The organism is Brevundimonas sp. BAL450, assembly GCF_015767455.1.
In the GTDB taxonomy this organism is placed as follows: Bacteria; Pseudomonadota; Alphaproteobacteria; order Caulobacterales; family Caulobacteraceae; genus Brevundimonas; species Brevundimonas abyssalis.
On record NZ_JADWOW010000047.1, the window covers coordinates 39953 to 62889 of the forward strand.

Annotated in this window: 22 protein-coding genes; 9 read left to right on the top strand and 13 right to left on the bottom strand. The window is 68.0% G+C overall.

Annotated features, from left to right (window positions below; translation table 11 throughout):
• Positions 1-20: 20 nt before the first annotated feature.
• The 3 genes from parE to IWC96_RS06665 form a co-directional block, all read right to left on the bottom strand.
• Positions 21-2096, bottom strand: coding sequence for a DNA topoisomerase IV subunit B (gene parE, locus IWC96_RS06655; protein WP_196838615.1), 2076 nt, complete (start codon positions 2094-2096; stop codon positions 21-23).
• A gap of 63 nt (positions 2097-2159) precedes the next feature.
• Positions 2160-3512 carry an O-antigen ligase gene (locus tag IWC96_RS06660; RefSeq protein ID WP_242397000.1) on the bottom strand — a complete coding sequence of 451 codons (1353 nt, stop codon included), beginning with the start codon at positions 3510-3512 and terminating at the stop codon, positions 2160-2162.
• Between the two features lie 61 nt (positions 3513-3573).
• A complete protein-coding gene (locus IWC96_RS06665) occupies positions 3574-5904 on the bottom strand; it encodes a UvrD-helicase domain-containing protein (RefSeq protein WP_196838616.1) in 2331 nt (776 codons plus the stop codon).
• A gap of 138 nt (positions 5905-6042) precedes the next feature.
• Here IWC96_RS06665 and IWC96_RS06670 point away from each other — a divergent pair, with 138 nt between their 5' ends.
• Complete coding sequence (locus IWC96_RS06670; protein ID WP_021695973.1) at positions 6043-6225, top strand: hypothetical protein; 183 nt, start codon at positions 6043-6045, stop codon at positions 6223-6225.
• Between the two features lie 12 nt (positions 6226-6237).
• Positions 6238-6564 (top strand): hypothetical protein, encoded by a 327-nt coding sequence (locus tag IWC96_RS06675; RefSeq protein ID WP_021695974.1) that lies wholly within the window; start codon positions 6238-6240, stop codon positions 6562-6564.
• Positions 6565-6613: 49 nt separating this feature from the next.
• On the opposite strand, the gene IWC96_RS06680 is transcribed toward IWC96_RS06675, so the two are convergent.
• Positions 6614-6838, bottom strand: a complete 225-nt coding sequence (locus IWC96_RS06680; RefSeq protein ID WP_021695975.1) for a ribbon-helix-helix domain-containing protein — start codon at positions 6836-6838, stop codon at positions 6614-6616.
• A 79-nt stretch (positions 6839-6917) separates the two neighbouring features.
• Positions 6918-7796, bottom strand: a complete 879-nt coding sequence (gene hemF / locus IWC96_RS06685) for an oxygen-dependent coproporphyrinogen oxidase (RefSeq protein ID WP_021695976.1) — start codon at positions 7794-7796, stop codon at positions 6918-6920.
• Positions 7797-7909: 113 nt separating this feature from the next.
• Between hemF and IWC96_RS06690 the strand changes: the two genes are divergently transcribed.
• Positions 7910-9148 (top strand): dipeptidase, encoded by a 1239-nt coding sequence (locus tag IWC96_RS06690; protein WP_021695977.1) that lies wholly within the window; start codon positions 7910-7912, stop codon positions 9146-9148.
• Here the strand turns inward: IWC96_RS06690 and rsmA are convergent.
• From rsmA to IWC96_RS06720, 6 genes are all read right to left on the bottom strand, one after another.
• Positions 9145-9954 carry a 16S rRNA (adenine(1518)-N(6)/adenine(1519)-N(6))-dimethyltransferase RsmA gene (gene rsmA / locus IWC96_RS06695; protein ID WP_021695978.1) on the bottom strand — a complete coding sequence of 270 codons (810 nt, stop codon included), beginning with the start codon at positions 9952-9954 and terminating at the stop codon, positions 9145-9147. The genes IWC96_RS06690 and rsmA overlap by 4 nt on opposite strands.
• Entirely contained in the window at positions 9951-10955 is a 1005-nt protein-coding gene (gene pdxA, locus IWC96_RS06700) for a 4-hydroxythreonine-4-phosphate dehydrogenase PdxA (protein ID WP_196838655.1), read from the bottom strand. Before pdxA ends, rsmA begins: the two co-directional genes overlap by 4 nt.
• Before the next feature lie 27 nt (positions 10956-10982).
• The gene (locus IWC96_RS06705) at positions 10983-12329 is read right to left on the bottom strand and encodes a peptidylprolyl isomerase (RefSeq protein WP_021695980.1); all 1347 of its coding nucleotides are present in this window, start codon (positions 12327-12329) and stop codon (positions 10983-10985) included.
• A 92-nt stretch (positions 12330-12421) separates the two neighbouring features.
• The gene (locus IWC96_RS06710; protein ID WP_196838617.1) at positions 12422-14794 is read right to left on the bottom strand and encodes an LPS-assembly protein LptD; all 2373 of its coding nucleotides are present in this window, start codon (positions 14792-14794) and stop codon (positions 12422-12424) included.
• Positions 14795-14887: 93 nt separating this feature from the next.
• Positions 14888-15994 (bottom strand): LPS export ABC transporter permease LptG, encoded by a 1107-nt coding sequence (gene lptG, locus IWC96_RS06715; protein WP_021695983.1) that lies wholly within the window; start codon positions 15992-15994, stop codon positions 14888-14890.
• Positions 15991-17136, bottom strand: coding sequence for an LptF/LptG family permease (locus IWC96_RS06720; protein ID WP_021695984.1), 1146 nt, complete (start codon positions 17134-17136; stop codon positions 15991-15993). The genes lptG and IWC96_RS06720 overlap by 4 nt, the downstream gene beginning before the upstream one ends.
• Positions 17137-17273: 137 nt before the next feature.
• On the opposite strand from IWC96_RS06720, the gene IWC96_RS06725 reads away from it, so the two are divergent.
• From IWC96_RS06725 to IWC96_RS06745, 5 genes are all read left to right on the top strand, one after another.
• On the top strand, positions 17274-18749 hold the full coding sequence (locus IWC96_RS06725; protein ID WP_045318607.1) for a leucyl aminopeptidase: 1476 nt from the start codon (positions 17274-17276) through the stop codon (positions 18747-18749).
• A gap of 1 nt (position 18750) precedes the next feature.
• Complete coding sequence (locus tag IWC96_RS06730) at positions 18751-19215, top strand: DNA polymerase III subunit chi (RefSeq protein ID WP_021695987.1); 465 nt, start codon at positions 18751-18753, stop codon at positions 19213-19215.
• The gene (locus IWC96_RS15955) at positions 19197-19568 is read left to right on the top strand and encodes a hypothetical protein (RefSeq protein WP_231378940.1); all 372 of its coding nucleotides are present in this window, start codon (positions 19197-19199) and stop codon (positions 19566-19568) included. Before IWC96_RS06730 ends, IWC96_RS15955 begins: the two co-directional genes overlap by 19 nt.
• A 17-nt stretch (positions 19569-19585) precedes the next feature.
• Complete coding sequence (locus IWC96_RS06740; protein ID WP_045318623.1) at positions 19586-19885, top strand: I78 family peptidase inhibitor; 300 nt, start codon at positions 19586-19588, stop codon at positions 19883-19885.
• Between the two features lie 104 nt (positions 19886-19989).
• Positions 19990-20184 carry a hypothetical protein gene (locus IWC96_RS06745; protein WP_021695990.1) on the top strand — a complete coding sequence of 65 codons (195 nt, stop codon included), beginning with the start codon at positions 19990-19992 and terminating at the stop codon, positions 20182-20184.
• Here IWC96_RS06745 and IWC96_RS06750 read toward each other — a convergent pair.
• The gene (locus tag IWC96_RS06750; RefSeq protein ID WP_021695991.1) at positions 20181-20432 is read right to left on the bottom strand and encodes a DUF2164 domain-containing protein; all 252 of its coding nucleotides are present in this window, start codon (positions 20430-20432) and stop codon (positions 20181-20183) included. The two genes, IWC96_RS06745 and IWC96_RS06750, sit on opposite strands and share 4 nt — an antisense overlap.
• A complete protein-coding gene (locus tag IWC96_RS06755; protein ID WP_021695992.1) occupies positions 20429-22318 on the bottom strand; it encodes an ABC-F family ATP-binding cassette domain-containing protein in 1890 nt (629 codons plus the stop codon). The genes IWC96_RS06750 and IWC96_RS06755 overlap by 4 nt, the downstream gene beginning before the upstream one ends.
• A gap of 178 nt (positions 22319-22496) precedes the next feature.
• Between IWC96_RS06755 and ndk the strand changes: the two genes are divergently transcribed.
• The gene (ndk, locus tag IWC96_RS06760) at positions 22497-22916 is read left to right on the top strand and encodes a nucleoside-diphosphate kinase (protein WP_021695993.1); all 420 of its coding nucleotides are present in this window, start codon (positions 22497-22499) and stop codon (positions 22914-22916) included.
• Positions 22917-22937: the final 21 nt, after the last annotated feature.

Here is a 22937-nt window from a genome sequence, read left to right on the forward strand (position 1 = left end):
GTAAGGATAATCCTTACCTGCTACACGTCAAGCTCCGCCACCGCGAACCGCGCGTTCTGCTGGATGAAGTCGAAACGGGCCTCGGCCTTGCGGCCCATCAGACGCTCGACCAGATCCATGATCTCGTCCTCGCTCTCAGGCAGGGTGACGCGGGCCAGGGTGCGCTTCTTCGGATCCATGGTGGTCTCCTTGAGCTGGGCCGCCATCATCTCGCCCAGGCCCTTGAAGCGGCCGATCTCGACCTTCTTGCCCTTGAAGGTGGTGGCCAGCAGTTCGTCCCTGTGCGCGTCGTCGCGGGCGTAGTCGCTGAGCGGTCCGGCGCTGATGCGGTAGAGCGGGGGCAGGGCCATGAACAGCCGGCCCTGACGGATCAGGTCCGGCATGGCACGGTAGAAGAAGGTGATCAGCAGGGCGGCGATGTGCGCCCCGTCCACGTCGGCGTCGGTCATGATGACGATGCGCTCATAGCGCAGGTCATCGACGCTGAACCGACTGCCCGCCTGCACGCCCAGCGCCAGCATCAGGTCGGTCAGCTCCACGTTCTGGCGCAGCTTGTCGGCGGTGGCCGACGCCACGTTCAGGATCTTGCCGCGCAGGGGCAGGATGGCCTGGGTGGTGCGGTCCCGCGCCTGTTTGGCCGAGCCGCCGGCCGAGTCGCCCTCGACGATGAACAGCTCTGTGCCCTGTGCCGCCTGGCGCGAGCAGTCCGACAGCTTGCCGGGCAGGCGCAGCTTGCGGGTGGCGGCGGCGCGCTGGACTTCCTTGTCCTTGCGGCGACGCAGACGGTCCTCGGCCCGGTCGATGACAAAGCCCAGCAGGGTCGAGGCCTGTTTGGGACTTTCGGTCAGCCAGTGGTCGAACGGGTCGCGCACCAACTGTTCGGTTAGGCGCTGCCCCTCGGGCGAGGACAGGCGGTCCTTGGTCTGGCCCTGAAACTCGGGATTGCGGATGAACACCGACACCATGGCCCCGGCGTTGGCGATCACGTCCTCGGCGGTGATCAGGCCCGCGCGCTTTTCGCCCGACATCTCGCCATAGGCCTTCAGGCCCTTGACCAGGGCCGAGCGGAAGCCGGCCTCGTGCGTCCCGCCGTCGGGCGTCGGCACGGTGTTGCAGTAGGACGAGACGAAGCTGTCGGCGTCGCCGAAACCGATGGGCGACCAGGTCACGGCCCATTCCACAGCCCCGGCCTCGCCCTTCTTCTCGACCCGGCCCGCGAAGGCGGGGGTCACGGTGTCGATCTCGCCGATGCGCTCGGCCAGGGCGTCGGCCAGACCGCCGGGGAAATGCAGGGTCGCCTCGGCGGGGGTGGCGTCGGTGATCCGCTCCGGCGCGCAGGTCCATCTGATCTCGACGCCCCGGAACAGATAGGCCTTGGACCGCGTCATGCGGTACAGCCGCGCGGGCTTGAAGGCCGCGCCGTGGCCGAAGATCTCCTCATCCGGGCGGAAGCGGATCAGGGTGCCCTTCTTGCGGCTGGTCCCGACCTGTTCGATGGGGCCCAGCGGGTGCCCCCGGCTGAACGACTGCCGCCATTCATGCCCGTCGCGCCAGACGGTGACGTCCAGCCGTTCCGACAGGGCGTTGACCACGGACACGCCCACGCCGTGCAGGCCGCCGGAGGTCTCATAGGCCTTGCCCGAGAATTTGCCGCCCGAGTGCAGCACCGTCATGACGACCTCGAGCGCCGACTTGCCCGGGTGCTTGGGGTGCGGATCCACCGGGATGCCCCGGCCGTCGTCGCGCACGGACAGGAAGCCCTCGGCGTCCAGATCGACGGTGATCAGTTTGGCGTGGCGGGCCACGGCCTCGTCCATGGCGTTGTCCAGCACCTCGGCGAACAGGTGGTGCAGGGCCCGTTCGTCGGTGCCGCCGATGTACATGCCGGGCCGCTTGCGCACCGGCTCCAGCCCCTCGAGCACCTCGATGGACGAGGCGGAATAGGCGTTGGCCGCCCCGCCCGTGGGGGCCGGATGCGTCTCTACCGGCGCGGCCACGGCCTCGGGCGCGGCGGGGGCCTGGACCTTCAGTTCGGGCTTGTCCGCCTTGGGGGCGGGCTCGGGAAGGTCGTCAAACAGGGAAGCGGGAGAAGTCATGCGCCAGTCTTGCCGCGATTCGGGGAGCGATCAGCTAAGCCCCGACGCCTTCGGTAGCAAGCGTCAGCGGTTCAGCGCGCGGGCATGGACGGGCAGGGGCCGCGCCACAGGCCGTCGTGCGGGCGCGCGCCGTCGGGGGTCGTCGATGACTTCCGGCGGCGTCAGGGGCGCAAAGGCCCGCGCCAGCACCGCCATGAACAGGACCCACGGCAGGTCCTGGTGCCGCAGCAGAACGCTTTCCGACAGGCTCAGCAGCAGGAAGGCGGCCAGATAACCCGCCGCCCAGAAGCCTTCCTGACGGCCCGCCACGGGCAGGCGCAGGAAGCTGCCCATGACGCCGATCACCACCACGGCGCCCACGGACCAAACCCCGATCCAGCCCAGCTGGATCAGCACCTCCAGCCAGCCCTGGTGGGCCGAGGGCACGTCCCACTGGTTCTGGACGCGGATGTAGTTGGCCGGGTCGGAATGGAGGCCCCAGAAAGCAGCGTAGCCGTAGCCGGTCATGGGCCGCTGCTCGCTGAAGCGGCCGATGGCCTCCCAGATTTCGGTGCGCCCGGTCAGGGACGGGTCCTTGCCCAAGGCCTCAAGAATGAACTCCGGCGCGGAAATCAGGATGCCCACGCCCGCCGCCACGGCCACCACACCGGTCCAGACCCCCGCCACGGCCAGAGCCGGCCCCACCTTTCTCAGCACCCACAGCCCGCCGATAATCCCGCACGCGGCCATCAGGCACAGCAGGGCGGTCTTGGACTGGGTGCCCAGGATCATCAGCACGCAAAACGGAAAGGCGACCATGGCCAGCGCCCGGTGTGGCCCCGGCGAGGCCAGCACGGCGGCGGCGGACACGGCCCCCGCCACCATGACCCAGCCCATGGTGTTCTTCTCGTACCAGACGCCGCGCCACAGCCCGGCGTTGACGTCCTGGTGAATGCCGATGGAGGGCAGGGCCACCACGAAGATCAGGCTGAGCACCGCCAGGATCAGCGCCGTCTGGGTCAGCAGCACCGGCAGCCGTCGCCCCGGCCAGGCGGCGGCCAGATAGACCGCGAAAAAGGTGCTCATCACCAGGGCGATCACCCGCCGGATGGTGATGTCCGGCGCCAGCGACCAGTAGCGCGAGGCATAGGCCAGCAACGCCAGAAGAAGCAGGAGAAACAGCGGAAACCACAGCCGCGCCATGGCCTCATACCGCGACGCCATCAGGCCGAGGATCGCCACATAGGCCGGCAGCCACATCAGCCGCAGCAGGCTGGAGTCCGCGCCCCCGCCGCTGGACGGCGCGAACACCGGCCCGAGGATGGCGCCCGACAGCATGATCAGCAGCCCGATCGACGCCACGCGCTCCCACAGGGCCGGCTCCCGGTAACCGGGCGGCGGCGTCCTGTGCGGGGGTGTGGCGGGTGTGCGAGTCACGCGGTGGAGGTTGCGCGCCGGGCGTTAAGGATTGGCTTACTGGGAAGCGTGGCCCTCGGGCCTACGTCTTCTCCACGAACGTATCGATCACCTTCTTCTCGCCGGCCTTCTCGAAGTCCACCACCAGCTTGTTGCCCTCGATGGCGCGGATCGCGCCGTAGCCGAACTTCTGGTGGAACACGCGCTCGCCGCGCGCCCAGTTGGACGACGCCTTCGGGTCCCCCGTGGCGATCAGGCGGCCCTTGCCCTCGATGACGGCGTTGCGGGCCATGCGGTCGCGGGGCGTGGTGGAGGCGGTGAAGCTCTGGGCGCGCTTCCAGCCGGGGCTGGAGTATCCCGCGCCGAACACCGGCGTGTCGTCCCAGCGGGACTTGGCTTCCTTCAGACCCGGCCCGGCGCCGTAATAGCCGGTGTCGCTCTCGGCCTGCACATGGTCGATGGGCAGTTCGTCCACGAAGCGGCTGGGCAGCTGGCTGGTCCAGCGGCCATAGACCAGACGGTTGGCGGCGAAGCTGATGCGCGCGTCCTCGCGGGCCCGGGTGACGCCCACGTAGGCGAGGCGCCGTTCCTCCTCCAGACCCTTCTCGCCCTTCTCGTCGATGCTGCGCTGGGACGGGAACACCCCTTCCTCCCAGCCGGGCAGAAAGACCAGCGGGAACTCCAGCCCCTTGGCGGCGTGCAGGGTCATGATCTGCACCGCATCCTCGCCCGCGCCCCGGTCCAGATCCATGACCAGCGAGACGTGCTCCAGATAGGCCTGCAGGCTGTCGAACGCCTGCATGGACTGGGTCAGCTCCTTGAGGTTGTCCAGCCGGGTCTGGCCGCTCGCCCGGTCGGCGCGCTGCATGTCGGTGTAGCCGCTTTCCTCCAGAATGGTTTCGGTCAGCTCGCCGTGGGTCACGGTCCCCGCCATGGCCCGCCAGCGGTCCAGGTCGCGCACGAAATTGGACAGGGCCGTGCGGGTGCGGGCCTGCAGTTCGTCGGTGTTGATCAGGCCGCGCACGGCGGTCAGGGCGGACAGGTTGTGCTGGCGCGCGATGGCCAGGATCTTCTGCACCGAGGTGTCGCCGATGCCGCGCTTGGGCGTATTGACGATGCGCTCGAACGCCAGATCGTCGTCCTCGGACTGGATCAGGCGCAGATAGGCGTGGGCGTCGCGGATCTCGGCCCGCTCGAAGAAGCGCGGTCCGCCCACGACGGTGTAGGGAATGGCCAGCAGGACGAACCGCTCCTCGAACGCCCGCATCTGGAACGAGGCGCGCACCAGAATGGCGATGTCGCTGTATTTGCGGCCCGCGCGGCGCTGGGTCTCGATCTCGTCGGCGATCAGGCGGCTTTCGGCCTCGCCGTCCCAGACGCCCTGCACCCGCACCTTCTCGCCGCCGTCGGCCTCGGTCCAAAGGGTCTTGCCCAGACGGCCCTTGTTGGCCTCGATCAGGCCCGAGGCGGCGCCGAGGATGTGCGAGGTGGAGCGATAGTTGCGCTCCAGCCGGATCACCTTCGCGCCCGGGAAATCCCGCTCGAAGCGGAGGATGTTGTCCACCTCGGCGCCGCGCCAGCCATAGATGGACTGGTCGTCATCGCCGACGCAGCAGACGTTGCCGGTGGAGGACGACAGCAGCCGCAGCCACAGGTACTGGGCCACGTTGGTGTCCTGATACTCGTCCACCAGGATGTATTTGAACCGCCGCCGATAGTCCTCGGCCAGGTCCGGGTTCTTGCCCAGGATGGTCAGGTTGTGCAGCAGCAGGTCGCCGAAATCGCAGGCGTTCAGTGACACCAGCCGCGCCTGATAGGCGGCGTACAGACCCTTGCCCTTGCCGTTGGCGAAGTCCTCGCCCGCCGGCAGGGTGTCCGGGGTCCAGCCGCGGTTCTTCCAGTGGTCGATCATCCCGGACAGGGATCGGGGCGTCCACCGTTTGGTGTCGATGTTGGCCGCTTCCAGCAGCTGTTTCAGCACCCGTTCCTGATCGTCCATGTCGAGGATGGTGAAGCTGGATTTCAACCCCACCAGCTCCGCATGGCGGCGCAGGATCTGGGCGGCCACGCTGTGGAAGGTGCCCAGCCAGCGCAGGCCCTCGGCCGACGGCCCGATCAGATGGGTGATCCGCTCTCGCATCTCCCGCGCGGCCTTGTTGGTGAAGGTGACCACCAGCAGCTCCCACGGCCGGGCCTTGCCCGTGGCCAGGATGTGCGCCAGCCGGGTGGTCAGGACCCGCGTCTTGCCCGTGCCCGCGCCCGCCAGCACCAGCACCGGCCCCTCGGTGGTCTCGACCGCCAGCCGCTGTTCGGGATTGAGCCCGGCCATGTAGTCGCCGGCGCCCTGCGGGGCGCCCTCGGGCGGGCGGGCGCGGGCCAGGTCGGAAATGCGGGGAGACGGAAGATCGGTCACGAAACGAAAGGCTGCCTGATGCGGATTCGGAAAGGGAGAACATAAGTAGCACGCAGCGACGCGCCAGCGCGACCGCAGGGAACCGCAAGGCTTCGATCCCGTTCCGGCTCCATCAGAAAACAATGGGAGGATTCAATCATGGCGGAAGACGGCAAGGGAGGCGGCAACTCCGGCCTGGCGTTCATCGTCGGCGGACTGCTCGTGGTGGTGATCGTCATCGCCTGGTTCCTGTTCGCGGGCGGCGGCATGCCGGGCGGCGAAAAGGACGTGGACATCGATGTCAGCATGCCTGAGGCGCCCGCAGCGCCCGCCGGCGAATAAGGAGCACGCTTCATGACCGACCCCAACCTGCCTCCGACCTCGACCCCGCCCCCGGAAGAGCCCCGGCCCCAGACGACCATCCACAACAATGCGCCGCCGCCCGAGAAATCCGGCGGGGGAGGCAGCGGCTGGCTGATCTTCATCGTCGGCGGCCTGGTTGTGCTGGTGGCGATCCTGGCCTGGGTGTTCTGGTCCGGCGGCGCCATGACCCCGACGTCCGAGGACCGCGACGTGGACATCAGCATCGAGGCGCCCACTCTGCCTGATATGCCCGAGCCCCCGGCCAACCCGCTGCCGGAGGCCCCGGCACCGGATCCGGCGCCCGCCACGGCGGAATAAGCTTCGGAAAACAGACTGACGTCCCGGTCCCAGCGGCCGGGGCGTTTTTCTATGGCCCGACCGGATGGCGACCGCGCCAGTCCAGGGCGGTCAGGCGACAGGCCGAGGCGAGGGGCCGTCGACCGCGGTTCGCATCGATACGGGCCACCAGGCCCGCGGCGGTCAGGCCGTCATGGGCTGCGATCTCGTCCAGCACCGCCCAGAATTCCGGCTCCAGCGCCACCGAGGTGGCGTGGCCGGCGAGCAGGACGGAGCGCTTCTTCAGGGTCGACACAACACGGTCCCATCAATCCGGGTCAGGTTACGCAGGTTCGTTCGCAACTTCGGGCGGGTCATCATGAGGCGGCCCGATCCTACGGCCATTTCACCTCGGGCGGCATTGAGCTGAGGATCGAGTCCACATTGCCGCCGGTCTTCAGGCCGAAGGTGGTGCCCCGATCGTAGAGCAGATTGAATTCCACGTATCGTCCGCGTCTTATGAGCTGTTCCTCGCGTTCAGCCTCCGTCCACGGTTCGCCCATCCGCGCGCGCACCAGCCGGGGATAGACGTCCAGAAAGGCCAGACCCACGTCGCGGGTGAAGGCGAAGTCCCGGTCCCAGTCGCCGCTGTCGTGGTGGTCGTAGAAGATGCCGCCGACGCCGCGCGGCTCGTTGCGGTGGGGCAGGAAGAAATACTCCTCGCACCAGGCCTTGTATTTGGCATGCCAGTCCGGGTCGTGGGCGTCGCAGGCTCCCTGCATGGCCGCGTGGAAATCGACCGCGTCCGGGAAGTCCTGCTGACGTTGCCAGGCCAGCAGCGGGGTCAGGTCGGCGCCGCCGCCGAACCAGCTTTTGGTCGTGGCGATGAAGCGGGTGTTCATGTGCACGGCGGGCACGCGGGGGCTCTTCATGTGGGCGATCAGGCTGACGCCCGTGGCGAAGAAGCGGGGATCGTCCGCCGCGCCCGGCACCTGTCTGGCGTAATCCGCCGGGAACTCGCCGTGGACGGTGGAGACGTGCACGCCCACCTTCTCGAACAGGCGGCCGTGCATCATGCCCATGACGCCGCCGCCGCCCGCTTCGCGGTTCCAGGGGGTGCGCACGAACCGGCCCGGCTCGCCCGGATAGAGATCGGCGGGGGCCTCGTCCTCCAGCGCCTCGAAGGCGGCGCAGATGCGGTCGCGCAACTCTTCGAACCAGGCGCGGGCGCGGGCTTTGCGGTCATCCATGGCGGGATCAGGGGTGTCGGTCATGGGGCGATTGAAACCACGGTTGAGCCCCGCGCAACAGAGCCGGCGATCGCGGGCGCTTGTGTCGCAGGACCGGGGCGGACACTCTGGCGCCGTTCGATCAGGGGAGTCGCTTCATGAACCGTTTCGCCGCCGCCGCCGTTGTCAGCCTTGTCATGGCCGTCCCCGCCGCATCCCAGACGCCCGAACAGGCGCGCGCGATCCTCGAGACCACGCCGCTGGTCGACGGGCACAACGACCTGCCCTGGGCGCTGCGCCAGCGGTTCGGCTCGGACGTGCACGGGGTGGACCTGACCCAGGACCAGTCGGGACTGGCGCCGTCGCTGCACACGGACATCCCCCGCCTGCGGTCCGGCGGGGTGGGGGCGCAGTTCTGGTCCGTGTATGTGCCCGCCGGCATGGAGCCGCTGGAGGCCGCCCGGGCGACCTTCGAGCAGATCGACGTGGTCAACCGGATGCTGGCCGCCTATCCGGACGCCTTCGCTTTCGCGGCCACGGCGGACGATGTGGAGCGTCTCCATCGGGAGGGCCGCATCGCGTCGCTGATCGGCATCGAGGGCGGATACTCCATCGCGGAGTCCATGGGTCTGCTGCGCCAGTTCTTCGAGGCGGGCGTGCGCTACATGACCCTGACCCATTCGGCGACCACCAGCTGGGCCGACTCGGCCACCGATGCGCCGCAGCACGACGGCCTGACGCCCTTCGGCGAAGCGGTGGTGCGCGAGATGAACCGGCTGGGCATGCTGGTGGACCTGAGCCATGTGTCCGAGGCCACCATGATGGACGCCATGCGGGTGTCCGCGGCGCCGGTGATCTTCTCCCACTCCTCGGCCCGCGCCGTGACCGACCACCCGCGCAATGTGCCCGACAGCGTGCTGCGCCTGATGCCCGAGGACGGCGGGGTGGTCATGGTCACCTTCGTGCCGGGCTTCGTGAACGAGGATGTGCGGGCCCACGGCGCGGCCATGGCGGCCGAGCGGGCGCGGCTGCAATCGCTCAACCCGGGTGATCCCGAGGCCGTGACGGCGGGGCTGGCCGCGTGGCGTGACGCGAATCCGGCGCCGGTCGCGACCATCGCCGACGTGGCGGATCACATCGACCACATTCGTCGGGTAGCGGGGGTGGATCACGTGGGGCTGGGCGGCGATTTCGACGGGGTCGGGTCGTTGCCCGAGGGCCTGACCGGGGTAGAGACCTACCCCGCCCTGCTGGCTGAACTGATGCGGCGGGGCTGGTCGGAAGCGGACATCCGCAAGCTGTCGGGCGAGAACGTGCTGCGGGCCATGCGAGCGGCGGAGGCGACGGCGGCGCGAATGGCGGACCAGCGTCCGTCCCTGGCCCGCATCGACGACTAGATCTCGGCGCGGGCCATGCGCAGGAAGCCTGCCACGTCGACGGTCTCGGCCCGCGCGTCGGGGTCGATGCCGGCGGCTTCGCACAGGGCCGCGCCGCCCAGGGTCTTGAGGCTGGACCGCAGCATCTTGCGGCGCTGGCCGAAGGCGGCGGCGGTGACCTGCTCCAGCCGCTTCAGCACAGCGGGCTCGGGCCGGTCGGGCCGGGGCGTCAGATGGACCACGGCGGAGTCCACTCGCGGCGGCGGGGTGAAGGCGCGGGCCGGCAGATCCATGACCACGCGCGCCTCGCACACCGCCTGGCTGATGACCGCCAGACGGCCGTAGGCGTCGTCGCCCACGTCGGCGGCGACCCGCTGGGCCACCTCCTTCTGGAACATCAGGGTCAGGGCGTGGGGCGTCCACGGGCCGGTCAGCCACTTGATCAGCAACGGCGTGCCCACATTGTAGGGCAGGTTGGACACCAGATGCGCCGGGCCATCGACAAGCTCGGCTTCCTTCACCTTCAGGGCGTCGGCCTGGATGATCTCGAGGCGACCCGACCCGTCGTCCAGTTCGGTGAGCAGGGGGACGAAGCGGGGGTCCTTCTCGACCAGCACCACCTTGCCCGCATCGCTTTCCAGCAGGGCGCGGGTCAGGCCGCCGGGGCCGGGGCCCACCTCGATCACCGCACGGCCCTCGAACGGCCCGGCGAGGCGGACGATCTTTCGCGTGACGTTCAGGTCCAGCAGGAAGTGCTGGCCGAAGCTCTTCTTGGCCGACAGCCCGTGGGCGTCCAGGGTTTCGCGCAGGGAGGGGAGGTCGGTCATGAGGCGGCGTGGCGGGCGTCGGCCATGGTGGCGGCCAGACGGATGGCGGCGATCAGGCTGTCGGGCCGAGCGACGCCCTTGCCGGCGATGTCGAAGCCTGTGCCGTGGTCCGGCGAGGTGCGGATGATGGGCAGGCCCAGGGTGGCGTTCACCCCGCCCCAGAAGTCCAGTGTCTTGACCGGGATCAGGGCCTGATCGTGATACATGCAGAGGGCCGCGTCATAGGCGCGGCGCGCCTCGTCGTGGAACAGGGTGTCGGCGGGCAGGGGATCGGTGATCTGTATCCCCTCGGCGCGCAGGGCCTCGGCCGCCGGCTTCAGGATCTCGATCTCCTGCAGGCCCAGCGCCCCGCCTTCACCCGCGTGGGGGTTCAGGGCCGCCATGGCCAGACGGGGGCGGGCGATGCCGAAATCACGCTTGAGGCACTCGTGGACCACCCGCGCCGTGCGGCGGATGCGGGCGTCGGTGACCAGTTCTGGCACCTCGTCCAGGGAGACGTGGATGGTGACCAGACAGGCGCGCAGGTCCCTGGCGGTCAGCATCATCACCGGCCCCCGCGAGCCTGGATAGGGCGTGTCGGCGGTCAGTTCGGCGATGAACTCGGTGTGGCCCGGAAAGCGAAAGCCGGCGGCGTACAGCGGCGCCTTGGCGATGGGGGCGGTGACGAGGCCGGACACGTCTCCCACCAGGGCCAGATTGACCGCCTGCTCGATCCAGTCGGCCACCGCGCCGGCGTTGGCCGCGTCGGGGCGGCCCGGCGTGACGGACGCGGGCGCGGGTCTGTCGAGGATGGGCAGGGCCTGCCCGAAACGGGCCCTCGCCTCGGCGGGATCATGGATTGAAGCCAGGGGTGAGGCACCCGCCGCCGCCAGGGTCCTGCTGTCGCCGATGACGACGAAGGCCGCGTCCGGGTCGTCCCTAAGTACAGCCCAGGCCTTGTGGATGATCTCCGGACCGACTCCGGCGGGTTCGCCCAGCGTCAGAGCCAGGGGCGCGCGCATGGATGCGGCGGGCGCCCCCGTCATGGCTCAGCTCTTGAAGTCGATATGCGCATCTTCCCGAAGATCGCGGATATAGCGACGCGCCAGCATGGAAAGCTGCTGACCCCTCAGGCGGTTTTCGACCTCGTTGAAATTCGGGGCCTCGGGGCCGCCCGCGCGACGATCGCAGACCGCAAGCAGGTGCACGCCCAGCGGCGTGCGCACAGGAGCGCTGATCGCGCCGACCTCGGCCGAGCGGGCCACCTGCTGGAACTGCGGCGCAAGGTCATCCACATCGGACTCGCCGAGATCGGCGCCCAGCATGTCCGTCTCCTGACGGGAGCGCTCGAGGATGTTGTCGCAGGTCAGCCCGGAGCGGAAGCCGTTGAGACGCTCGGTGGCGGCGGCGATGACCTCGTCGGAAGCGTCCGCGTCCGCCTCGATCATCACCTGACGCAGGTTCACCAGGCTGGTGGAAGAGCCGTCACGCTTGTCGCGGAGATAGATGATGTAGACCCCGCCATCGACCGGAATGGGGCGCGAGAGCTGGCCGGCTTCCATATTGTCCAGGGCGACTTGCAGGCCCTGGGGCACTTCACCCTGGATCAGCCAGCCGGCGTCGCCGCCGCTGGCGGCCGACGGGGCGGCGGAGAACTGGCGGGCCACCGCCATGAAGGGCGCCCCCTGGATGATCTGCTGCACCAGCTGGTTGGCGCCGTTCATGGCCGCCTGCTGGCCGCCGACGCGCGATGCGTCGAGGAAGATTTCGCCGACCAGATACTGGGGGCGGCTGGCGGCGGCGGAGATGCGCTGAATGGTCTGGTCCACCTGGTTCCGACCGACGCGCGCGCGGGGACCGAACCGGCCCCGCACAAGGGCCTCCCATCCGATGCGGACCCGCATCTCCTCGCGAACGGTTTCGGGCCGGACGCCGGCCTCCCCGAGATAGCTGAGATAAGCCTCGGGCGTGATGCCCACGGATTGGGCGAGCATGGCGAGCTCGGCGTCCACATCCTCATCGGGAATGTTGACCTCGTAACGTGTCAGCTCCTGCCGTTGCAGCTTCTCGTCGATAAGGTTGTTCAGAGCCTGCTGCTGGATGGCCGGCAGGTTCTCGGCGGTCGGCTGGACCTGGGTCATGGCGATGAGCAGCAGCATGCGCTGACGCAGCTCATAGCTGGTGATCGGCACGTCATTGACGAGCACCACCAAGCCTTCGGCCAGATCGAAATCCGCAGCCGGGGCCGGACGCTGCGGGGCCTGCTCCGCGGAAGGGTCCAGCTGGCCGGCCACGGGCGTATTCGGCGCGGTCTGCGCCACTGCCAACTGGCCCGGCGCCGCAGAAGCCAACATGGCCGCGACCGCGACCCCCGCCGTGTAACGCTTGAAAAGCATGTCTCGTCTTTGTCCCTGGATCCGCTCAGTGCACATTTCGGCGGAGCGTACCGATGAATGGCGCCCATATCATGGTTCGGACGGACGTCCGATCACCACATGTCATCGCGTTGATAACCTGTACCGCCCAATGTGGCGAGGGTTAGGCGCACATAGGCCCCGGTGCGCGGTCCGGACGGGTCCACACGCGTGTTGTCGCGGCGGTATCCGATCTCGAAGCGGATGCAGTCATCCTCGAACAGGAGGCCGACCTCGCCCCGCGTGAAGCGGTCCTCCTGAAGGTCCACGATGCCGCGACTGGCCACACCCCAGTTGCCGCTGACGAACTGCTGGCCGCTGAACTGAACGAACTCGTAGTTCCGGTAGGTCCGGGTGGCCAGGGGCAGGCTGGGGTCGACATCGACGGGGTTAGAGCGGTCGACGATATAGCTGACCGTGGCCAGGTTCCGCGCGCCCCAGGAGCCATCCACCATGACCTCCGCCCGGCGGACCTCGCCGTCTTCGTCGATCTGGGCGTGGGCCCAGCCCCGGATCTGCGATCCGGGCGAGAAGGTCGCCGAGACGACCCAGTCCGAGGCCCGATCCGCCAGGCCTGAGGGGTCGAAGAGGCTTCCGGTTCCGTCGCCGGTGGGCACCAGGTAGCGGTCCTCCCGTTCGTCACGCCAGCCGCGCCCAAGGAAGATGCTGGCCGAACGATCGTTATCCCAGCGCAGGCTGGCTCGTCCTCCCGCCACAAGGCGCAGGCCGCCTTCGTAAAGGTCGTGGCCGGTGAAACGGTCGACCGCGAACAGGGAGGTCTCATCCAGATCCGTCACCTGACTGTCCTCGTTGGGCAGGCGGGGATCGAGGTCGGCGCGATTGGAGATCGAAATCTGTGCCAGGGGCTCCAGGACCAGATCCGCACCGTTCTCGAACCGGCGGATCAGCGGATAGCTGACATCAAGCCCTGCGGTGGCCCGCACACGAGTCGTCGTCACGGCGTCATCGCCCGCCGAGGGAAGATCCTCCACCGCGTAGGCGTCGCCGCGCAGATTGATGAAGGGCTCCCATCTCAGTCCGATGGGGGACGTCAGTATGCGACGCCAGTCCGCGCTCAGCACGATCCGCGCGCTGTCCACGCCCGGATAGCCGGAGAAATTCGGGTCGGAAGGGTCGGCTGAGGGGACCTGATCCGGCGCCAGGACCGGCGCGCCCACATAGTTTTCGCGAATCAGCACCGCCGCATTTCCGCTCAGGCGAAGCCGGCCCCCGAGGATGTCCTGACGCGGCTCCCACATGGCCTCGATCACCGGGGCCGCGACCGGCGTGACGCCGTCACGCTCGAAGACATTGTTGGCCGGGTTGGCCCGATCGACCTCCAGGACCCGGAGGCTCTGAATGGTGAAGGCCGCCGCTGACAGGTAGGATCGTTCCGTCTGATGTTCGGCGTAGACCTGCGAGATCAGACGGCGGCGGTCGCCGTGATAGAGACCGTTGTCCTGATAGGGGTCTTCCGTCCCGTAGCGGTCGAACAGCGTCTTGTCCGACGCCCGCTCCGCGGTGAAGCCCCAGCGCCATGGTCCGGCCGGATCAAAGGCGCCATGGGCCAGCAGATAGCCGCGATGATCCTGATCCTCGACCCCGGGGATGTCCTCGTATGTGTAACCGGCCCTGGCCTCGACGATCCCGTCGCCGAAATGACGGCGCCACTGAAGGTTCAGAAACGGGTTCACATCGGTGTTGAACTGGGGGCTGATGATCCAGTCCTCGGACGGCGAACGGACGATCAGATAGGGCTGTTCGTACGAAAGCCCTCGCGCCTCGTCGTACTCGATGCCGGGGACCAGGAAGCCCGAGGCGCGCTCCACCGTCGGGTCAGGATGCGCGAAGAAGGGCAGCCACAGCACCGGCACGCCGCCCACGCGGAACAGGGCGTTCTCGTACAGGATGGCGCGCAGGCTCTCGTCCTGCACCACCTTCCGGGCCTGAATGGACCAGGTCGGCTCCTTGCGCCGGCCGTCGTCGTCGCAGATGGGGCAGGGGGTGAACAGGGCGTAGTTCAGCTCGTTGACGGCCTGCGACCGCCGGACGGCCGTCGCCGCCATCAGATGACTGCCGTCGACGCCGCGGACTGCCAGATTCACAGCCACGCCGGTCTGCAGATTCTCGTTCAACTCGAGCCGATCTGCGGTCACCACCGTGCCGTCGACGTCGATCAGTTCGACATCGCCCGACGCCGTCGCGACACCGGTGTTGAGATTGTAGGTGACCTCCCGACCGCGAAGATTCCGACCTTCGAACCGGGCCAGGACGCGCTCATTTTCGCCCCGAGCCGCAACTTCGCCGGTGTCGCCGTCGCGAGTGACGTCCTCCGCCTCTATATAGAGGGCTTCCGGCGGAAGGCGTTCGGATGACGGTTGCTGGGCCAAGGCGACGCCGGGCCCGAGCAGCACGACAGCCGCACCCGTGAGCAGGCGTCGACGCATGGTCGATCCGCTGTTCAAACGCCAGGCCTGCGGCATGCTCACCAAGTCTTGCTCCCGGCCGAAACGACGCGGCTTTCCGGTTCCGTCGTCCGGTTACCCGTCTTCGGTATAGAAGAGCAAGGTGAAGGCGGACAGGGCCGTCAGTATGGGCGGGAGCCAGGCGGCGAGGAAAGGCGGAATCGCCTCGGCCGCGCCCAGAGCCGCCGTGAACTGATTGATGAAAAAGAAGGCGAAACCGAGGATCACCGCCGCGACGCTCATGCGGGCCAGATCGCCGAGCCGCATCAACCGCAGGGAAAAGGCCGCCGCCAGGATCGACATGGCGGCGAACATCAGGGGCGTGGCCAGCAGTTGCTGGAATTTCAGGCGGTGTTCGGTGGCCGAGAATCCTGCCGCTTCAATCCTCGCGATCTGCGGCGGAAGGGACCAGAAGGGCGTGGAGTCCGGGTCGGCGAACTGGTTGAAGGCGTCGTCATCCGCAATGCTCGAGGGGAGGTCCAGCGAAGCGTAGGCGCGCGCCTGCTGCCCCACCGAAGCGCCCCGCGCGTCGGTCAGCCGCCAGCTGCCCGACGACAGGGTGGCCGTGTCAGCGTCGATTCGTTCCGAGAAGCTCCGGGCCCCGTCCTGCCCCACGGTGTAGATGAAGAAGGACACGTCGTTCAGCCGGCCCGTCGCGCGATTTCGGCTGTCGGCCCGAATGACGATCTGGCGGTTGTCGTCGCCTTCCCGCAACCAGATGGCCGATTGCTCCGCGCCTCCCGTTCCGCCCCGGATTCTGGCGCGTTCACGCTCGTAGCCCCCGTCCAGCGACGCGGCCAGCGGATGAAGGGTCGTCACGGTGAGCACCCCGATGATGAGCGCCGCCACGCCCGCGGGGAACACGAACCTCCAGGCCGACACGCCTGCGGCGCGCATGGCCACCAGCTCGCTGCGGCGGTTCAGGCCAACGAAGGCGGCAAGGGTGCCGAACAGGAACACGAAAGGCAGCAGTTGAAGGATCACCGCCGGAGACTTCATCAGGGTCAGGCCGAACAGGCGCGCGGCGCCCAGGTCGGCGTAACGACTGACGGAGCGGGACACTTCCACGAAGTCGATCAGCATGACCAGGCCCGCGATCACCGCAAGCGAAACGCCCAGGGCCTTCAGGACCTGGAACAGGACGTAGCGCTCGATGCGGGTGAAGGTGTAGCCGCCGGTCATGAGGCGGCTCCAGCGGGGCGGGGACGCGGCAGGGCCCCCAGGGCCCGCCGAACATTGGCGACGGGGCTGGACTGACGAAACACCATGCGCAGCGCCAGGGCGGCGACGCCCAGAGGTATCAGATACTGCAGGGGCGCCAGCCACACGTTCCAGGCGCTGGCGGCCACCACGCCGTATCCGGCGACGCGCGTGACGAGGAAGGCCGCCGCCGCCGCCGCAACGCGCCCCCCGTAGCCCGTGCGCCGGAACTGCCCGCCCAATACGGCGGCGAGGGCCAGAGCCATGGCCGTCAGGGCGTACAGGGGAGAGGTGATGCGGGCGTGCGCTTCGGCCAGAAGCTCCTCCCGGCTGCCCGTCCGCTCCAGCATGTCGGCGCTGGGGTGCACCAGCTCCGCCAGCCACAGATCCGACTCCCGGAAGGCGATGACCTCCTCGGTTCCCGTAAAGGGTGTCAGGTCGAAGGCGTACTCATCGAAGGAGAGAAAATTCAGAACCCCTCGATCAGAGAACTGCTGCATCGAGCCTGGCCCCATCAGGAGGGCCGGCGCGCCGTCTATGCGGGTGAAACGGGCGGTCGTGGCGTCCCAGGTGGTGACCTCGTCTCCATCCTGGATATGGACGAACAGGTTCCGGATCAGGCCGCTCTGCTCGATCTGCTGCACATAAACGGTGAGGCCGCCGCCCGCCTGGACGAACTGTCCCTCCTGCACCAGCAGCGAGGCCAGGTCGGTGCGTATGGCGAACGCCGTCTCGCGCGCTTCGCGCTGGGCGGCGGGCTGGATGTACAGGGACACGAACAGGCTGATCAGGGTGACGATGACCGCCAGCCTCATGCCCGGTGCGATCACGCGCCAGCGCGTCACCCCGCCTGCGAAACAGGCCGTCAGCTCCTGTTCCCGTTGAAGACGGGTCAGGGCCATCAGCCCGCCCACCAACACGCCGATGGGCAGCACCACCGCCATGAGCTGGGGCGTGGCCAGGGCGGTCAGCTTGAGCATGACCCATGCGCTCTGGCCCCGTTCGACGATGACTTCGAGCTGATTCAGGCTCTGACTCAGGATGCCGATGCCGCACAGCGCCGCGCACGCCGCCGCAACGGGCAGGGCGATCTGGCGGAAGAGATAGCGGCTTATAAGGTTCATTTGCAGCGTCGGCGCCGGTTGCGGCCCGGCGGTTTGGGGGGCATGTAATACAGCATCCTTGCGCGCCGGGAAGCTCAGCCGGTGCGTGTTCGCTTATCCCAAGACCGGGACTGGAACCCGGCCAGGAGTTCGTTTCCATGAAAGTAGAATTCGTCGCCGACGTCGGCGCTGCCGAGATCGTCGCGTTGCTCGTCCATGAAGGCCGCGCATTCTCGGGCGAAACGGCCGGGTACGACACCGCGTCGTCCGGCGCCCTGACCCGCGCCATGAAGGCCAGCCGCTTCACCGGCGGCGCCCTGAGCCATCTGGCGGTCGCGGCGCCCGCAGGCGTGGACGCCGGTCAGGTGCTGCTGGTGGGTGCGGGCGACAAGGCCAAGCTGGACGAGCAGGCCATCGAGAAGGCCGGGGCCCAGGCCTATTCCGCCGTGAAGATGTCGGGGGCCGAGACCCTGACCCTGGACCTGAAGCATCTGTCGGCCGCGCAGGCCGCGCAGGCCGCCTTCGGCGCGGTGCTGGCCGCCTATCGCTTCGACAAGTACCGCACGACCCTGAAGCCGGAGAAGATTCCGTCGGTCAAGACAGTGCGCGTGGTCACCGCGGATCCCAAGGCCGCCGAGGCCGCGTTCAAACCCCTGTCGGCGGTGGCCGACGGCGTCATGTTCGCCCGCGATCTGGTCAGCGAGCCCCCGAACGTCCTGTATCCCGCCGAGTTCGCGCGCCGGGTCAAGGATCTGGAAAAGCTGGGCCTCGAGGTCGAAATTCTGGGCGAAGCCGAGCTCGAGAAGATCGGCATGCGCACCCTGCTGGCCGTTGGCGAGGGCAGCGAGCGCGAGAGCCACGTGGCCATCATGAAGTGGAACGGCGGCAAGACCGGCGATCAACCGCTGGCCTTCATCGGCAAGGGCGTGTGCTTCGACACCGGCGGCATCTCCCTGAAGCCCGCCGAGGGCATGGAGGAGATGAAGTGGGACATGGGCGGCGCCGCCGCCGTGTCGGGCCTGATGTGCGCCCTGGCCGGACGCAAGGCCAAGGTGAACGTCATCGGCGTCATCGGCCTGGTTGAGAACATGCCCGATGGCAAGGCCCAGCGCCCCGGCGATGTGGTCACCTCGCTTTCGGGCCAGACGGTGGAGGTGATCAACACCGACGCCGAAGGCCGCCTCGTGCTGGGTGATTGCCTCTGGTACGTGCAGGAGCAGTTCAAGCCGAAGTTCATGATCGATCTGGCCACCCTGACCGGCGCCATGATCGTTGCGCTGGGTCATGAGTATGCCGGTGTCTTCGCCAACGACGACGCGGTGGCGAACGCCATCCTCGCCGCCGGTCCCAAGGTGGACGAGCCGGTGTGGCGCATGCCGCTGCCCGACCGCTATGACCGCCATGTGGACAGCCAGATCGCCGACATGCGCAACGTCGGCAACGGCCGCGCGGGCGGTTCCATCACGGCGGCGCTCTATCTGCAGCGCCACGTGAACAAGACACCATGGGCCCACATCGACATCGCGCCCACCGCCTGGGTGAAGGACTCGAAGAACCCGATGGTGCCGGACGGCGGCGTCGGCTTCGGCGTGCGTCTGCTGGACCGCATGGTCGCGGATTCGTACGAAGCCTGACGTGAGCGAGGCGGGGTCCGGCGAAATCTGGTTCTATCACCTGGAGCGCTCGACGCTTGATCAGGTGCTGCCGGAACTGCTGGACCGGACCCTGCAGCGGGGCTGGCGGGCGCTGGTCCGCGTCGGCGATCCCGGCCTGATGGAGACCCTGGACGAACGGCTGTGGGCGTGGCGGGAAGACGCCTTCCTCGCCCACGGCCGCGCCGACCAGCCCCATTCGGAGCGCCAGCCCATCCTGCTGACCTCGGACTCGGCCAACGGAAACGGGGCTCAGGCCCTGTTCATCGTCGATCGCTCAGACATGGATGCATCCGAACCGTTCGAGCGGTGTTTCATCATCTTCGACGGCCGGGACGAGGAATCGCTCCAGCATGCGCGGGGGCGTTGGAAGACCTTGAAGGAGGCCGGGGCGAACCTGGCCTACTGGAAGCAGACGGAGCAGGGAAAATGGGAAAAAGCAGCCTAGCCTGGGTCGTCGCCGCGGCGTTTGTGGCGGCATCCTGTTCGTCCGCCCCGACGCCTGACAGCCCGGTCCGGACGCCCGTCGCCTCGGCGCCGGCCACCGAGGTGGTCGACTACGCAGCCGCGACCCAGCCCATCGGCACACGCATGCCGCAGATGGACGGCGACCTCTGCCGCGCGGCGGAGTTGCAGAGCCTCGTCGGGCAACCTCGCACCGAGATTCCCGTTCCTGTGGATGTGATCAACCGTCGGGTGGCCTGCACCACCTGTCCGATCACCGAGGACTATTCGCCCTACCGCCTGAACATCTTCTTCGACCAGGAAACCGGGATCGTGGAAGAGGTCCGTTGCGGCTGAACCCGAAAGGCTCATTCATGAAGACCGTCATCGCCGCCTTGTTCGTCGCGAGCTCAGCTGTTCTGGCCGCCTGCAGCGGATTGCCCGCGCATGAGGGCGGATCGGGCATGCCGCCGACGACCGATGACCAGTGCCGCGCCAGCGACTATCAGAGCCTGATCGGTCAGAGCCGCACCGAGATTCCCCAGGCGCCCGCCGGTGCGACCTGGCGCGTGACCTGCACCAGCTGTGCGATGACGATGGATCACCGTCCCGATCGCTTGAACATTCTCTATGACCAGCAGACGGGCATCGTGGAGGACGTGAAATGCGGTTGATGTCTTCGTCCATTTTCGCCGGCGCGGTCGTGGCGCTGGCGGCGTGTGCGCCGCAGCCCGTCCCGCCCGAAAGGCCGGGCTCCGGACCTGATGAGGAGGCTGGCATGGCCTGGCGCTGCGACGCTGAAGCCGCGCGGTCGCTCATCGGCTCGCACGTCGGCGCCGTGACCTTCCCCCGGGAGTCCAACGTCCGCATCGCCTGCACGACGTGTGCGGTGACGCAGGACTACCAGGAGGATCGCCTCAACCTGTTCTTCGATGAGGACACGGGCGTCATCGAACGGGTCAGCTGCGGCTAACGCAGACTGGTCTGGCGCTCCAGGCCGTACAGGGCTTCGTCCAGGTCTTCGGCCCGCCCGGCGACCACCGCCCGGGCGTCAGCGACGCCCCTATTGTAGAACAGCGGCCCGAGTTCCGCGGCGAGTTCATCCAGCAGCATCTCGGCCTGAAGCCCGCCGACCTCCTGATCCAGCTCATCCTTGAGCCAGGCCTGCAGGCGCGTGGCCGCAGCCGCTCGCGCTTCTCGCGTCAGCTCGATAGGTTTCATGCGGTCGCCTCCGCCAGCGCCTCTTCGGCCTGCAGCCATTCCGCCTCGGCCGCGTCCAGATCGCTCTGGGCCTTGGTGCGGGCGCGGGTCAGGCCTTCAAGCGCCTTGGGATTAGTGATGGAAGCATTGGCCATGTCGTCGTCGATGCGGGCGATATCAGCCGTCAACTGGGCCATTCGCTCCTCCGCCTTCTTCACCGCGTGACGGAGGGTCGAAGGCGAGGGGCCTGATTTCTTGTCGTTCTTCTTGCGCTTGTTGTTCGAACTCGGGGCGGCGACCGCAGTCTCGTCCTTGATCTGGCTGGGCTTGACGGCAGCCTGCTTGGCGCGGTCCAGAACGAATTTGGCGTAGTCGTCCATGTCGCCATCCCATGGCTTGACCGTACCGTCGGCGGCCAGCCACAGGCGATCGGCGACCATCTCCATCAGCGACCGGTCGTGGGTGATCAGGATGACGGCGCCATTGTAGTCGTTGAGCGCGTCGAGCAGGGCGCGGCGGCTGTCGATGTCGAGGTGGTTGGTAGGTTCGTCGAGGATCAGGATGTGGGGCGCATCCATCGCCACCTGGTTGAGCAGCAGGCGCGCGCGTTCGCCGCCGGACAGGCTGGCGACGGTGGTTTCCTGCTTCTCGTAGCCCAGACCCCATTGCGCCAGTTTCGAGCGGCGGGCGCTCTCGGGGGCGTCGGGCATGGCGCGGCGGATGATCTCCAGCGGCGTGTCGGTCGGGTCCATGGCCTCGATCTGGTGCTGGTGGAACCAGCCGACGCGCATCTTGCGGTCGCGGTGCAGTTCGCCCTCGGAGACTTTCAGAGCGCCGGCGATCATCTTGGCGAAGGTCGACTTGCCGGCGCCGTTGACGCCCAGCAGGCCGATTCGGTCGTCCAGATCCATGCGCAGGTTGAGATTGCGCAGGATCGGCTTGCCGGTCTCATAGCCGACATTGGCGCGCTCCAGCCGGATCAGCGGCGGGGCCAGGGGGCGCGGCGGCGAGGGCAGGATGAAGGGGGAGACGCGCTCCTCGATGGTGGTGGCCACGGGCTGCATCTTGGCCAGGCGCTTCATGCGCGACTGGGCCTGGGCGGCCTTGGAGGCCTTGGCCTTGAAGCGGTCGACGAAGGCCTGGAGGTGGGCGCGTTCGGCGTCCTGCTTGGCCTTGGCCGACATCTGCAGCCGGGCCTTTTCGGCGCGGGCCTGTTCGAACTGGTCGTAGTTGCCCGTGTAGAGCGTCAGGGTGTGGTTCGCGAGGTGCAGGATGTGGGTGCAGACCTCGTTCAGCATCTCGCGGTCGTGGGAGATGATCAGGGCCGTGTGCGGGTATTTCTTGAGGCGAGCCTCCAGCCACAGGGCGCCCTCGAGGTCGAGGTAGTTGGTCGGTTCGTCGAGCAGCAGCATGTCCGGCTCGGCGAACAGGGCGGCTGCGAGGGCGACGCGCATGCGCCAGCCGCCGGAGAATTCCGACATCGGGCGTTGCTGGTTCTCCTGGTCGAAGCCGAGGCCGACGAGGATTTCGGCGGCGCGGGCCGGGGCGGCGTCGGCGTCGATCTCGATCAGCCGGGTCCAGATCTCGCCCATCTCCTCGGGCTCGGCGGTTTCGAGCCGGCCGAGCAGGGTGTGGCGCTCCTCGTCGGCCTCGAGAATGGTTTCGAGCACGCTGACGGGGGTGGCGGGGTGTTCCTGGTCGACCGACCCGATGCGCGCGGTCTTGGGCAGGCTGATCTCGTCGCCGCCGGCGGCCAGTTCGCCGAGGATGAGCTTGAACAGGGTCGACTTGCCGATGCCGTTGCGGCCGACCAGCCCGACCTTGGAGCCGGGCGGCAGGGAGACGGAGGCATCCTCGAGGAATTTCCGGCCCCAGGCGTTGAAGGTCAGTTCGGTGATCTGGAGCATGCAGGCGAACAATCAGTCAGGAGGGAGGTGAGCAGGCAAACGGAGATGCCCACAAGCAGCAAGGCGCAACGCGCCGGGCGACAGGGCCGAAAAGGAAGAACGCTCCCAGTTGGAAACCGGCAGCGGCGCGTCTATAAGCCCGCGACCCTCAAACCACCAAACCCAAGAAGTCACTCCCATGACCGAACGCACCTTCTCGATCATCAAGCCGGACGCCACCCGTCGCAATCTGACCGGCAAGGTCAACGCGGTGATCGAGGACGCGGGCCTGCGCATCGTCGCCCAGCGCCGCATCCAGATGACCGAAGACCAGGCCAAGAAGTTCTACGAAGTTCACGCCGAGCGCCCGTTCTATGGCGAACTGGTGGAATTCATGACCTCCGCGCCGGTGGTGGTGCAGGTTCTGGAAGGCGAGAACGCCGTGGCCCGCTACCGCGAAGTCATGGGCGCCACGAACCCCAAGGACGCCGCCCCCGGCACCATCCGCGCCCTGTACGCCGAAAACGTCGGCGAGAACTCGGTGCACGGTTCGGACAGCCAGGAAAACGCCAGGCTCGAGATCGCCCAGTTCTTCACGGACGCCGACATCGTCGGCTGATCGCCGTTTTTCGAGGAACCG

What these genes read in the sequence shown, in the direction of transcription:
- IWC96_RS06725 (WP_045318607.1), top strand. Translation starts at nt 17,274, where the DNA reads ATGAAAGTAGAATTCGTCGCCGACGTCGGCGCTGCCGAGATCGTCGCG.
- IWC96_RS06690 (WP_021695977.1), top strand. Translation starts at nt 7,910, where the DNA reads ATGAACCGTTTCGCCGCCGCCGCCGTTGTCAGCCTTGTCATGGCCGTC.
- ndk (WP_021695993.1), top strand. Translation starts at nt 22,497, where the DNA reads ATGACCGAACGCACCTTCTCGATCATCAAGCCGGACGCCACCCGTCGC.
- IWC96_RS06740 (WP_045318623.1), top strand. Translation starts at nt 19,586, where the DNA reads ATGAAGACCGTCATCGCCGCCTTGTTCGTCGCGAGCTCAGCTGTTCTG.
- IWC96_RS06745 (WP_021695990.1), top strand. Translation starts at nt 19,990, where the DNA reads ATGGCCTGGCGCTGCGACGCTGAAGCCGCGCGGTCGCTCATCGGCTCG.
- pdxA (WP_196838655.1), bottom strand. Translation starts at nt 10,955, where the DNA reads ATGCGCGCGCCCCTGGCTCTGACGCTGGGCGAACCCGCCGGAGTCGGT.
- IWC96_RS06670 (WP_021695973.1), top strand. Translation starts at nt 6,043, where the DNA reads ATGGCGGAAGACGGCAAGGGAGGCGGCAACTCCGGCCTGGCGTTCATC.
- IWC96_RS06750 (WP_021695991.1), bottom strand. Translation starts at nt 20,432, where the DNA reads ATGAAACCTATCGAGCTGACGCGAGAAGCGCGAGCGGCTGCGGCCACG.
- rsmA (WP_021695978.1), bottom strand. Translation starts at nt 9,954, where the DNA reads ATGACCGACCTCCCCTCCCTGCGCGAAACCCTGGACGCCCACGGGCTG.
- lptG (WP_021695983.1), bottom strand. Translation starts at nt 15,994, where the DNA reads ATGACCGGCGGCTACACCTTCACCCGCATCGAGCGCTACGTCCTGTTC.
- IWC96_RS06675 (WP_021695974.1), top strand. Translation starts at nt 6,238, where the DNA reads ATGACCGACCCCAACCTGCCTCCGACCTCGACCCCGCCCCCGGAAGAG.
- IWC96_RS06705 (WP_021695980.1), bottom strand. Translation starts at nt 12,329, where the DNA reads ATGCTTTTCAAGCGTTACACGGCGGGGGTCGCGGTCGCGGCCATGTTG.
- IWC96_RS06755 (WP_021695992.1), bottom strand. Translation starts at nt 22,318, where the DNA reads ATGCTCCAGATCACCGAACTGACCTTCAACGCCTGGGGCCGGAAATTC.
- IWC96_RS15955 (WP_231378940.1), top strand. Translation starts at nt 19,197, where the DNA reads ATGGGAAAAAGCAGCCTAGCCTGGGTCGTCGCCGCGGCGTTTGTGGCG.
- IWC96_RS06720 (WP_021695984.1), bottom strand. Translation starts at nt 17,136, where the DNA reads ATGAACCTTATAAGCCGCTATCTCTTCCGCCAGATCGCCCTGCCCGTT.
- hemF (WP_021695976.1), bottom strand. Translation starts at nt 7,796, where the DNA reads ATGACCGACACCCCTGATCCCGCCATGGATGACCGCAAAGCCCGCGCC.
- IWC96_RS06710 (WP_196838617.1), bottom strand. Translation starts at nt 14,794, where the DNA reads ATGCGTCGACGCCTGCTCACGGGTGCGGCTGTCGTGCTGCTCGGGCCC.
- parE (WP_196838615.1), bottom strand. Translation starts at nt 2,096, where the DNA reads ATGACTTCTCCCGCTTCCCTGTTTGACGACCTTCCCGAGCCCGCCCCC.